This window comes from Thermoplasma acidophilum DSM 1728 (genome assembly GCF_000195915.1).
GTDB classification, from domain to species: domain Archaea; phylum Thermoplasmatota; class Thermoplasmata; order Thermoplasmatales; family Thermoplasmataceae; genus Thermoplasma; species Thermoplasma acidophilum.
In genome coordinates, this window is sequence record NC_002578.1 from 169,477 (window position 1) to 182,122 (window position 12,646).

Annotated in this window: 12 protein-coding genes; 7 read left to right on the top strand and 5 right to left on the bottom strand. The window is 46.1% G+C overall.

Annotation, left to right across the window (positions count from 1 at the left end; all coding sequences use genetic code 11):
- Positions 1-104 precede the first annotated feature (104 nt).
- Entirely contained in the window at positions 105-3,101 is a 2,997-nt protein-coding gene (locus tag TA_RS00845; RefSeq protein WP_010900594.1) for a thermopsin family protease, read from the top strand.
- Between the two features lie 7 nt (positions 3,102-3,108).
- Here the strand turns inward: TA_RS00845 and TA_RS00850 are convergent, their stop codons facing one another.
- Entirely contained in the window at positions 3,109-3,585 is a 477-nt protein-coding gene (locus TA_RS00850; protein WP_162053231.1) for a hypothetical protein, read from the bottom strand.
- A gap of 234 nt (positions 3,586-3,819) precedes the next feature.
- Between TA_RS00850 and gltA the strand changes: the two genes are divergently transcribed.
- Together gltA and arsB are read left to right on the top strand one after the other, a co-directional pair.
- Positions 3,820-4,977 (top strand): citrate synthase, encoded by a 1,158-nt coding sequence (gene gltA / locus TA_RS00855; protein ID WP_010900596.1) that lies wholly within the window; start codon positions 3,820-3,822, stop codon positions 4,975-4,977.
- A gap of 201 nt (positions 4,978-5,178) precedes the next feature.
- Complete coding sequence (gene arsB / locus TA_RS00860) at positions 5,179-6,402, top strand: arsenical efflux pump membrane protein ArsB (RefSeq protein WP_241761860.1); 1,224 nt, start codon at positions 5,179-5,181, stop codon at positions 6,400-6,402.
- Between the two features lie 35 nt (positions 6,403-6,437).
- On the opposite strand, the gene TA_RS00865 is transcribed toward arsB, so the two are convergent.
- Positions 6,438-7,397 (bottom strand): ABC transporter substrate-binding protein, encoded by a 960-nt coding sequence (locus TA_RS00865; protein WP_048162229.1) that lies wholly within the window; start codon positions 7,395-7,397, stop codon positions 6,438-6,440.
- Positions 7,398-7,505: 108 nt separating this feature from the next.
- Between TA_RS00865 and TA_RS00870 the strand changes: the two genes are divergently transcribed.
- Positions 7,506-8,564, top strand: coding sequence for a FecCD family ABC transporter permease (locus tag TA_RS00870; RefSeq protein ID WP_241761912.1), 1,059 nt, complete (start codon positions 7,506-7,508; stop codon positions 8,562-8,564).
- A gap of 9 nt (positions 8,565-8,573) precedes the next feature.
- Here TA_RS00870 and TA_RS00875 read toward each other — a convergent pair whose 3' ends face one another.
- Complete coding sequence (locus TA_RS00875) at positions 8,574-9,362, bottom strand: hypothetical protein (protein WP_156778455.1); 789 nt, start codon at positions 9,360-9,362, stop codon at positions 8,574-8,576.
- A gap of 350 nt (positions 9,363-9,712) precedes the next feature.
- On the opposite strand from TA_RS00875, the gene TA_RS00880 reads away from it, so the two are divergent.
- The gene (locus tag TA_RS00880) at positions 9,713-10,528 is read left to right on the top strand and encodes an MqnA/MqnD/SBP family protein (protein WP_010900601.1); all 816 of its coding nucleotides are present in this window, start codon (positions 9,713-9,715) and stop codon (positions 10,526-10,528) included.
- A 27-nt stretch (positions 10,529-10,555) separates the two neighbouring features.
- Here TA_RS00880 and TA_RS00885 read toward each other — a convergent pair whose 3' ends face one another.
- Positions 10,556-11,230: a phosphoglycolate phosphatase gene (locus TA_RS00885; protein ID WP_010900602.1), complete on the bottom strand. Its 675-nt coding sequence runs from the start codon at positions 11,228-11,230 to the stop codon at positions 10,556-10,558.
- Positions 11,231-11,268: 38 nt separating this feature from the next.
- Here TA_RS00885 and TA_RS00890 point away from each other — a divergent pair, with 38 nt between their 5' ends.
- Positions 11,269-11,544 (top strand): ribonuclease P Rpr2/Rpp21/SNM1 subunit family protein, encoded by a 276-nt coding sequence (locus TA_RS00890; protein WP_048161456.1) that lies wholly within the window; start codon positions 11,269-11,271, stop codon positions 11,542-11,544.
- Here the strand turns inward: TA_RS00890 and TA_RS00895 are convergent.
- Positions 11,534-11,761 (bottom strand): hypothetical protein, encoded by a 228-nt coding sequence (locus TA_RS00895; RefSeq protein WP_048161458.1) that lies wholly within the window; start codon positions 11,759-11,761, stop codon positions 11,534-11,536. The genes TA_RS00890 and TA_RS00895 overlap by 11 nt on opposite strands.
- Before the next feature lie 225 nt (positions 11,762-11,986).
- On the opposite strand from TA_RS00895, the gene TA_RS00900 reads away from it, so the two are divergent.
- Entirely contained in the window at positions 11,987-12,589 is a 603-nt protein-coding gene (locus TA_RS00900) for a hypothetical protein (protein WP_010900605.1), read from the top strand.
- Positions 12,590-12,646: the final 57 nt, after the last annotated feature.

The window sequence follows — 12,646 nt, forward strand, 5'->3', positions numbered from 1 at the left end:
AGCTGGAAGCCATATATTCTGCAAGCTCGAGTTTTGCTGATGGGATATTCGCAAAATTGGGGAATAATAATTTATATCCTGTTTCATTTTACTTATCTACGTCAGTGAAGGTACTCGTCATATTTCTCTTGATCCTGTCTCTTATCGGATCCACGCTCTCGGCATTTCCTGTACAGCAGATGTCCGGGAATACTCATCAGAATGAATCGCAAATAAGCGCTTCATCGCAAGCAGCCAACATCGTATCCAGAATCGGCAGCATCAACGTGAGCAGTCGCTACGAATTTCTTCCAAATTTCAACGCTGTAAGCGAGTATTCAGAAGATGGGCACATCACGCTGACCTATGACAGCGCTCCGGCACCGATGGGTGTCGCTGATGTTGGCCTCTTCAATTCCAGTGGATCCATAACGCCATATTCTGTAAATACAACTGGCATAATGGGTGCCGTTGATCTGAACAGCACGCAGGTTTTTTACCTATATGATGATCAACCTTACAGTTTTGCGGTTCAGCTAAATGCAGTTGCGCATGATGTAGATCTATTCGGAAATTCGTCGTATTCATTTTGGGCGCAGAACGTGGTAATATATTCTACCAGAACGCACCAGTTGAGCTTCATAGACAACGTATGGAATTTTTCAAGTCCAGCCTTCAACATGACCGCTAACGCCCTGCACGGAAATGGAAAGCTGGTCCCTGGCGTATTCTATTACGATATTGGGCCTACATTCAACATCTCATTCCCATTTTCTTTGAAATTGTATCTTAACTCTTCACTTGTGGGGGGAAATGATGCCATCTACTTTAACTACAGCATAGAGAACGGAAAGATTACGAAATCCGGTAGCTATGACGCAGTCACGTTTAACTCGTCGGGAAAAGCTTCTAGCCCTGCAAGATTCCTCATATCTGGTTATTCTCCATCCCCCGCGGGCCTGCTTTATGACGCGGAGCTTGCCATAACTGGGCCTGGTGGCGGAAGCAATGTCAACGTATACGGTATAAACGGTACTATGGGCCTATACCTGTACAATTCGACATCGAAGGCCTTCAATACCGTAAGATCCGCATACGATGCAGGCGTTGATACAGGGGAAACTTCCTATGGGGTCGATGTCGGATGGTATGGGAACATGGCAGATCTGCAGTCCGGTCCATCTCTCATCTACGGGCTGTGGAACGTTTCCAGTGGTATAGAGACGATATCAGGCACTGCAGAACCTCAAAGCTACATTTTCGTAAGCAATGGCAAGCAGTTCAACAACTCAACCGCATCATGGGCACCCTATAGCGGAGCGCACTTCAGGTTCAAGCTGCCAAAGGGCAGTTATTCACTGGCTGTGCTGAGGAATCTTTATGCACCGGAATACATCAACGATGCCGGTACCTCGCCATCTTTGAATGGTACTTCGAAGACCGGCGATATATACGCACCGGTGGTGATCGAGAACTACAGCGATGCCCTTTATTATTCGCGTTCTGGCAATGGCAGCCAGATCAGCCCCTTCGTAATATCATTCGGCCAGACCGTCTCAGTTGATCCGCTGTTCGGCGTGCTGAATGATTACCTCTTTCCTGTATTCACTGGGCTGGCCATAATCAATACCTCATACCATATTGATGTGGAGAATGCCAGCTCTTTCGAAATAACATACGGATCGCAGTACGATAGCATTCTGGCCAGCCACGGCCTGGGCAACACAAACTGGATGGGAATGATCCTGTACGGAACATCCAATGTATCGATAACAGGCGGCCTCAACATAACAGGATGGTTCCCAGAAACGATGAAGGGCTTCGTGGTAGCCAACCTTATGGTATGGAACTCATCGAACGATCTCATAGCCGATAACGTATTCTATTCACTCCATGCATCAAGCTCAGATCTACAACCTCCTTACTACTCATCAGTTCTCATATATGGAATGAACTCAACGCGTGCAAACAATACGGTCTGGGGAAATTATTTCCCTGACCAGTACGTCTCTGAAAATGGAAACGCAACAGTCGGCCTCTTCGTAGATTCATCCGGCAACCTGATCTACAACAACGCATTCACTCAATACGATATAGCATTTTCTCCGGATTTCAATATATATACAGATTCCAATGCCACGTATCACGATAACTGGAATATATCATCAGTGGAGCCAATAAATTACACAATCAACGTAAATGGGTACAGCCTGAATGGGAGCATAGTTGGCGGTGGGTATGAGGGCGGAAATTACTGGGGTTCTCCCTTTATAACGCCGCCATGGAACGAGAGCGGTTACATAGATAGCGGATACGATTACCATCCACTTGTGTATTTCCTCTATGAACTGTCTTTCGCGATCCATGGCCTTCCGGCAGGCACAAGCTGGGAGCTGGTTGCGGACGGCGTCTATTATGTTGGCTCCGGTCCATACATAAACATTACAGAGTTCAATTTTGGAAACACAACCTATGCAGTTTTTCTGCCGCCAGGATATATAAGCAATGCATCAGGATATGCATATGCATACACTGATATGAGTACGGTGAACGTATATGCACGACATGTTATGACCTACGGTATAGTGTTCCATGCAACAAACTATGTAAAGAATGAGACATGGTACCTAGATATAGCTGGAAGCCTCTACTCATCCACATCCCAGGATCTCACGGTCAGCCTGCCAAACGGGACGTATTCCTATTCAGTGTTCGCGCCTCCAAACAACTATACAGCCGTTTCAGGCTACGTTACGGTCAACGGGGTTTCCGAGATAGTCAACATAACATTTCCTGAACAGTTATACCGGGTTGTGATAAGAGAAACGGGGCTGCCTGCCGGATCCTCGTGGTATGTTGTTATAGATGGAAAGGCATACTATTCCAATGGAACAGAAATATCGATTTTGCTGCCAAACGGCAGATATTCGGTACAGTTTCCGAGCATACCGGGATACAAGGCCTCACCCCAGCAGACCGCAATTCTTGTCAGTGATCAGCCGGTGCAGTACACTGAGGCGTACACCTCAAACGCCAACTATGATTATTATCTTGGTGCGGGCATAATTATAGGAGCCATGATAACCGCGTTTGTCTTCTACATAGATCGCCGTAGGAGGTAAAGACATTTCACAATCTTTTGCCGGTTAATTCAACGATCATCGACACCGAGAGAATGTCCTCAAGTACGCTGTTTGATCTCGAAGACAGGAAGTAAAGGTGGTTGTTGTTGCCCTGAGGATCGATCATGGCAAAGAAAGATCGCATAAACTCCCTAGTGAGATCTGGATTGGGGCCATTGAAGTCGAATATCATGAGCCTGTCATATCCAACCAAGAATATATTTATACCTCGGAATGAGGCTTCTTCTCCGAATATCTCTGATGCAAGCTGGTGCCCGAGATTCCTAGATCTCTGAACGCTCCCAACGATCATCTTTGAGAAGTCAGCTATCTCAAAAAGATCTGTGTCTGGGACCTCCACCGCTATTCGGTTGGCCATCCTGCCATGGCCTTGGGTGTATATTATTATTTTCCTTCCATAGATTTCCCTGATCAGATCGGTGGCGGAGCGCTCCATATCGGCGTCGCTTCGATATTTCATCATAACTATATTACCGCTTTTGTTTCTGATCACGTTATTCCTCTGGATTGTTCTACGGCTTTGGCATATTAATCTTATTCTCCGCACGGATCGGACTTCGCTATTCTTGCCGATTGGGTCTAAATAGTATATTTTTAATCTATTTATTTGAATATTAAAATATGTATACCGATCCCAAAATTATACGACGAAATTTCAAATAGCGTTAAAAGATATCATATATGTAGAGGTGTATTAATGCCAGAAACTGAAGAAATTAGCAAAGGGCTTGAGGATGTCAATATAAAGTGGACAAGGCTCACGACCATCGACGGAAATAAGGGAATCCTGCGATACGGGGGCTATTCTGTCGAAGATATAATTGCCTCTGGGGCACAGGATGAGGAGATCCAGTATCTGTTCCTGTATGGGAACCTTCCAACTGAACAGGAGCTCAGAAAATACAAGGAAACCGTCCAGAAGGGTTATAAGATACCAGATTTTGTCATAAACGCCATAAGGCAGCTGCCAAGGGAATCGGATGCTGTGGCAATGCAGATGGCCGCGGTTGCAGCCATGGCAGCATCGGAGACAAAGTTCAAGTGGAACAAGGATACGGACAGAGACGTTGCAGCAGAAATGATCGGCAGGATGTCAGCGATAACCGTGAACGTGTACAGGCACATAATGAACATGCCGGCCGAGCTTCCGAAACCATCAGACAGCTACGCTGAGAGCTTCCTGAACGCTGCGTTTGGAAGGAAGGCAACAAAGGAAGAGATAGACGCCATGAATACGGCACTGATTCTCTACACAGACCATGAGGTGCCTGCATCTACCACGGCAGGCTTGGTCGCGGTATCAACCCTCTCAGACATGTACTCCGGCATAACTGCAGCTCTTGCGGCCCTCAAGGGTCCGCTGCATGGCGGTGCAGCTGAGGCAGCAATAGCGCAGTTCGATGAGATAAAGGATCCCGCCATGGTGGAGAAGTGGTTCAACGACAACATAATAAACGGAAAGAAGAGACTCATGGGCTTCGGCCACAGGGTATACAAGACCTACGATCCAAGGGCAAAGATATTCAAGGGCATCGCTGAGAAACTCTCCAGCAAGAAGCCAGAGGTGCACAAGGTATATGAGATCGCCACGAAGCTTGAAGACTTTGGCATCAAGGCATTCGGTTCAAAGGGCATATATCCGAACACGGATTACTTCTCCGGAATAGTATACATGTCCATAGGATTCCCGCTGAGGAACAACATATACACGGCGCTCTTCGCGCTATCCAGGGTTACAGGGTGGCAGGCACACTTCATAGAGTACGTGGAGGAACAGCAGAGACTGATTAGGCCGAGAGCCGTTTACGTCGGTCCTGCAGAGAGAAAGTACGTACCCATCGCTGAAAGAAAGTGAAAACACTTTTCTCAAATTTTTATTAATATATTTTATATACAACGGCGCTTGTTGTGGAAATTTCGATTAGCGATGGTCTGTGTTTTCGGATCCCGATCAAATTTTTTATAAGTGCTGATGATACTACGCAGTGGTGTTCTTCCGCCTGTTGATCGCAGCTGCAGTTTTTGCCTTTACACTCATCCTTGTGATCATCAGGCCATGGAGACTGGATATAGGCTATTCCGCGATCATAGGCGCCATAATATCGATAGCTCTTGGCTCTCAACACCTGTTGACATAATCAAGGTCTGGGGCATAATCTGGAATCCCACCTTCACCTTCGTTGCCATAATAATAATGTCCCTTGTTTTCGATTATTCCGGTTTTTTCGAGTACTACGCCATAAGGATATCGAAGATGGCTGGCGGAAACGGCCTGAAGCTCTTCGTCTTCATAGTGCTGCTTGGATCGGCCATATCGGCCTTCTTTGCAAATGACGGCACTGCACTGGTTCTTACGCCAATAGTATCGGCCATAACCGCTAGGACCGGCATGGACAAAAGGCGGGCACTTGCTTTCGTCATGGCAACAGGTTTTATAGCTGATTCCTCCAGCCTGCCCTTCATAATAAGCAACCTCGTCAACATAATAGGGGCAGGGTACTTTGGCGTATCATTTGCACAGTACGCGGAAACCATGATCGTTCCAGACATAGTCAGCATAATGGCCAGCCTTGGCGTACTGATCCTCATCTACAGGAAGGAAGCATCGGTTGAATACAGCACAGAGGATGTGGGCGATGAGAACAGGGTCATAGTGGACAGCCGAATATTCAGGCTGGCTTTGCCATTCATAGCCATCGTTGTACTTGCTTACTTCCTCTCCAGCCTGGACAGCATACCGGTGAGCTTCATTGCACTTCCAGCCGCATTGACCGTGCTCTACATTGCAAGGGTCAATGGCAAGATAAATACAGGCCTTGTTCTTAGAGAGGCGCCATGGCAGATCGTCCTCTTCTCGCTGGGTATGTACGTGGTAGTTTACGGTTTTGGAAATGCCGGCCTCACTGATCTCATAACCGATCTTATGCGTTCACTGATGTCGCTGGGAAATCCGGCGTATACTCTTCTGGGCGGGTTGTTTTTTGGCTTTCTTGCCGGGGCTATGAACAATCTGCCGTCCACGATGATGGGCGTCCTCACGGTATCCAGTCTCAGTGGTAACAGGTTCCTGCTTTATGCAAACGTAATAGGAAATGACATAGGCCCGAAGTTCACGCCGATAGGTTCTCTGGCAACTCTCCTGTGGATGTACACGCTCAGGCGGAAGCATGGAATAGAGGTAACGCCGCTCTATTACATGAAGATAGGCTTCATCGCAGCGCTCCCAGTTCTGGTTGTGACGCTCCTTTCACTTTATGCGGTGGTATCCCTAGGCCTTTAAAAAATGAAAAAATTGTTTATGGATTCTTTTACTTTTCAGAATGAGGATGGCGCAGGATTGTCGGCCAGCTGTATCGGGAATGATGGAATGCTGACGGTGGTATTGTACACTTCATCAATGAGCCACTGGACTGCGTACACTGATCTGAAGGCCGGCTGGTTGAAGTAGTTATCATCGAATATTGTGAAATAGGTGCCATTCTTGTAAGCATTTGTCTGATCGAATGGATCTGTTTTCATCACAGATGAGTTGACGTACTGATCCAGCAGTATTATATCCGGCGAATCGTTGAGTATCACCGATCCAGGTACCGTATAATATCCAGTTTCGTTTGCTATGTTGCGCAGATCCGCTATGTTGAAGAAATCGTTTATGAACGTCTGATTGCCGGCAGTCCAGTAACCGCCCTCAGTGCTGAGCAGGTAGAAGATGCTCATCCTCTTTCCATCGGAAAGCCTCGTGGCGTTCTGGTGAAGGTAAGTCAGCGATGTCTGCATCCAGTGCACTATCTCAGTTGCGTTGTTCTGCGTTCCAGTTATATTTCCTAGCTCGAGGATCTGCTGCTCTATCTGCGTAAAGTTATCCTGTCCAACCTCTATTACAGGTATCCCCATATCCAGTATTTTCGTTATGACGTTCTGCGGATAGTATGAAGGTATTGTTATGACCGCCTGCGGAGAGACGTTCAGCAGCTCTTCATAGTTGACCGTATCCAGCTCACCGACAATTGGAACGCTCAGATTTTTTGGATAGGTGGTGTAGGTGCTGATGCCAACCAGATCCTTTTCAGCGCCAAGTGCGTAAAGGTTAACCGTTATGCTTGGCAGCAGCGAAACTATCCTTGTGAGCGGATGGGTGAATGGAAGCTTTGCATTTGGTGCGTATACCTGGGCTACGTCATTTGTGCCTATGCCCTCCTTATAGTAGAAGTATGATACACCTGCCACGACCACCACTATTATTATGGCTATGGCCAGAACCGAGTTTCTGTTCATGGATTTCACCAAATTAATTTTAGTTTCCGTAAACATACTTCAATATATTAAGATGGCGATCTTTATTATGGTGAAATGGATTTAAGTAACATAAAGGGGGATTAATTGGTGTTCTCTGATATAAGGTACCACGGTAAGGCCCTGAGGGTCCCAGTCGCAGTGTCTAGCATTGTCCTCCTTATACTGGTATCAATCGTATCTCTGGGCATAGGCAGCATATCAATATCCATCAGGCGAACAGGCGAGATAATATGGGATCAGATTCCGTTTCTATCATCAATACACCATTTTGCGGTTCCGGAAAGTGATTATCTTATCATAACGGAATTGAGAGAGCCGCAGATCGTTGGAGCGATAATAGTGGGTTCCACCCTTGCAGTTGGTGGATCCGTCGTGCAGAGCATATTCAGGAATCCGATAACCGAACCATACATAATAGGCATATCCAGTGGCGCAGCGCTGGGTGCTGTGCTGAGCATAGCTCTTTCGCTTTCATTTCTTGGATATTACACTCTTGAGATCAACGCATTCCTCTTCAGCACAATTACGGTTGCGATCGTTTACCTCATATCCTACAGGCATGGAAGGGCCCCACCAACATTTCTTCTCCTGATAGGCATATCGCTCTCATTTTTCTCATCATCCATAGTTTCCTTCATAATATTCTCAGACGTTAACCTTGCAGGCAGCGAGTATTTCTGGCTTCTCGGTTCTATAGAAACCATAAGCTGGTCGGAGATCATTGCGCTCATACCAATAGTCCTGTTCTCCTCTATCGGCATATACCTGCTCAGAAACGAACTTGACGCACTCCAGATGGGTGATGAGCATGCACACTCAATCGGTGTCAACGTTGAGAGAACCAGGGCAATACTTATAGCCCTGGTTACGCTCAGCACTTCCGCCGTGGTATCCGTTTCAGGCCTGATAGGGTTTGTCGGCCTCATCATGCCTCACGTGTCAAGGCTCGTCTATGGTGGATCGAACAGATATGTGATACCTACATCCGCGGTATTCGGTTCGATTTTCCTCATGGCAGCGAACGACATATCGAAGGTAATAATTCATGGCGAGGTCATACCGATAGGCATAGTCACCGGAATAATCGGCGTCCCGGTTTTCATCTACCTGCTTGGAAAGATGGCAAAGGGTTCCTATGTCCAGTGATTTCTCGGATCATCTATAGATCACGAGTATGGATATCAGGATAGCGAGGTTGAAGCCGGTGGCTATGAAACCTATGCGCTTCATGGGCATGTCCTTCATGGCCAGATCAGATGCCGCTGCAACAGTGAAGATTGCCGCAAAGACATAGAACGCGTCTCTGCTTGAATAGATGAGCACCGGGATCAAGAGGATCATGGATGAGATGTAAACAGGCATTATGCGCTCTGCAAACAGCCTTTCGAACCTGGTCTTCAGTATCCTTGCATTCGCTATTTCGACTGGGCCTGAACCCATGAGTATCTCGCTGACGCTCAGTATTAGGAATACGATCAGCATCCTCATCGTTATGGAATGTTCGAATGATGAGGAAACTATTAGAAACATTGAGGTCAGGGTGAGTATTGAGAAAATTCTGGTGTAGAGCTTTCTTTCGCCAAGCCTGAACAAGGCGGCGTAGAAAATGAGAAACATGGCAAATATGAGAAGGGATGGATAAGGCATAAGCCCGGCAACGGTGATGTAGATCAGCCAAGCTATGAGTATTGCGATGAGTATGAGCGCATGAAGGTGATTATCTGCGAGGAACTTTACCGGATTTCGCTTAGCCTTCCAGATCCTGAGAGCTGACAGAACCGGATCGTAGATGAAGAACGTTGTCAGCATTGCTATGAAAGTTATCAGGCCGTACGCTGATGTTTTGTAGCTTGTTATAATGGAGATGATCATGGTGTTGGCCCATACCACTATCAGACCGTGCTCCCTTGGCACCGCGATCTTGAATCTACCTCTGTTCTGCATGCTGCCACTGCGATCCATCCTGCGAGCGGGATCATGGGGTTATCTATAGGAGATATTTATATGGGAGTTATCGAATTCAGGAGATATTAAAACTTCAGCCTCGTTCTATGGCGTCATCGCAAAAGGAATGGTTGTAATATGGCCGTGAAGGTTCAATGTTAACGGGGCATTGCCGATTTCATCCATATCAACAGATATCCTTCCTGTATCGGACAGCTAAGATATTTCGGCTGGAGGCATATCTTCTGCGACTGGATAAATTATGGGAAGGATCCAGCCAATAAACATGCGTCAGGTATTGCCTTCATGCACCGGTAAAAAGGTAATATGTCATGATGCCATAGCTGATTATGAGAATAACCGTTGCACATACCCCTGATCCTGATGATGCTTTCATGTTCTATGCCATGTTTCAGGGGAAGATAAAGACGAGGATGGAGTACGACCAGGTTATAAAGGACATCGAAACGCTGAACAGGGAATCAAAGGAGGCCAGATACGAGGTCACCGCACTTTCCGCCAACGGATACGTTCAGGTGAGCGATAAGTATATGCTAACAAGATCCGGGGCAAGCTTCGGAATAAGCTATGGGCCAATGGTCGTAGCAGCTCACGACGTGGATCTGTCCAGCAGCAGGATGGGCGTTCCAGGCTATATGACCTCGTCCTATCTGCTCTACAGGATGTTTGGGCCAGAGGCAAAGGAATATATTGAGATCAGATTTGATAAGATACCCGATGCGATACTGAATGGAGAAATCGATGCTGGGATACTGATACATGACGAACAGCTGACCTACGAGAAGCACGGTCTGAAGAAGGTGTTCGATATTTACGAGGCCTGGAAAAACTATGCCGGCAACCTCCCCGTTCCACTCGGGTTCAACGCCATAAGGAAGGATCTGCCGAAGGACGTTATAGACGCTTTTCTTGACGATTTCGAGAGATCCATAAGGTATGCGATGGCCCATGAGGACGAGGCCGTTAAATACGCCATGCAATACGCAAGATACACGGATCTTGAAATGGAGAAGCGTTTCGTGAGGATGTACGTGAACGAACTGTCTATAAACTTCGGAGAAACAGGCAGAAAGGCCTTGGAACTTTATTATGGGCGCGCAGCAGAAAAAGGGCTGATAAAGCCGTTCAAGCCCGAAATAGTTTGAATTTATAAAATCACTTTATTTTTATCATCACATGAGCTCGAAGTGCTTGAAGATCTGGCCTATTTCCTCTCCGTATGAGTAATCAGATACAAAATCGCTGACTGCCTTTATGTTATCGGTTGCATTTGCCGGGCACGCTTTCCTCACAGGCAGCTGGAACATGGGCATGTCGTTGTTAGAATCTCCGATAACAAGTATCTCATCGTATTCGAGCGAATACATCTCCTTCAGCTTGTTCACCGCGAAGGCCTTATCCTCACCGCGATTCATGAGATGCCATGAGTATCCGCTGTAGAATATTACGAAGCCCCTGGATTCTGCCTCCTTCCGTACATAATCCACATCCTCTGGATCTATATCAAAGCCAGTCGAGGCCTCTCTCCAGCGATTGGTCAGTATGCTCCTCATCGAGGTCCTCTTCGACATCTCCTCAAGGAACTTGTTCGTACCCTCATTGCTGAAGAATTTCTTGATCGATCCATCGTTATCAAACATTATACCGCCATTCTCGCCAAATACAGGCCCGTTTATGCCGAGAAAGATCTTCAGTGCATATACAACCGGAATGACGTTTCCGCTGAGCAGTGATACGGTCAGGCCTTTTTTCTCGGCTGATCTTATGCTCTCTATTGCTTTCGTTGATATCAGGCGATCCCTGTCAGTCAAAGTACCGTCCACGTCGATTGCTGCCAACCTTATCATGCTGGGGAAATTGTTATGAAACTAATAACGATTATTGGATGTTGATAACAAAGAAAGATGTTGAATACACTGCCAGGAAGCGCATAGAAAAGCTGTATGATTTTGCCATCAGAACCGGTGACAGGCGATACATTATCGAGATGGAACACATAGCGCAGCGTATGGATATAACGCTACCGGCTAATATAAAGAGGGGATACTGCAAGAAATGCAAGACTCCTTACAGGAATCAGGTCGTGAGGATAAAAAAGAATCTTGTAACTGTGAAATGCCCGGTCTGCGATGATATAAGGCGGTTCCAGATCAGTCGCTGACCGTTTCTATCTCGAACAGGACGTTGAATCCGGCGAGGGTTGCGTGAATCTTGTCTGCGAACCATATGGCATCATCTGGTGTTGCGCCATTTCCCCATTCGTAGACCATGTCCTGTTCTCCTATAACTGGCTTGAAACCGAGCGATCTAAGCCTGTTTATGACCTCACTAGGTCTCGCACCTTCGCTCGAGAATGAGACCTTTATGTAAGTTTTCATCGATATCCATGGGTCATTTTCACTTAATATAAAAGATTTGTTCAATCGAATGCGATACAATATATAGGAATAAGCGTAGATAATAGATATGATGATGCAATTCGTCTAATTTTTGAATAATTTTATGTCTTTTTATTATAATTGATTGAAATTGAATGCCGGTAAATTTTTTAAATGCAGTTTTAATTAGCATTCGCAAGCATTCTGCCTTAAAAAGTGTTGAAGATGAAACCGATAATTGTGAAAAAGGGCGACATAAGAAGGCTTCTTAAGGAGAGCGGCGAGATTGATGGCAATGACGGCAGGATCTCTGTTGCCGCGCACATATTGTATCAGTTCGGAGACAGGATTGTTTTCGTGAAGGCCTACGAGAATGAAGACATAGATCTGAAGATAAAGAACAGGAAGAACGATTATAGGTACATAAAAGTCATAGCATCCCAGAATGGTGAGTTCCACATAATGGATCTGCCCATAGGCGATAGGAGGATAGGCTCTGAAACGCTTTACGGCCTCATAATGGCCAGCGAAACGTTCGGAACAAGATTGAGGAATGAGATACTGAATATGATAAGCTTCGAGATGAAGAGAAGGAATTCAATCTGGATACTGGTTGATAAGGATAGTCATGCCTATTATCCGTTCACCACACATTCCATAACGGAGATCATACTGCACGACGTGGAATACAGATTTGAACGTGGTTTGATTGACAGGAATCTTGAGATAAGGGTTCCTGTGCAGTTCATATACAATTACTGGCAGAGGTATCTGAAGGCAAAGAACCGTACCCCGGGCGAGGTCTGGGCATCCATGATCCTTCAATAAGAAGCATCGGATAATCGTTATTTTTCAGCCGGCTGATCTTAAATTTGCGATAAAGTA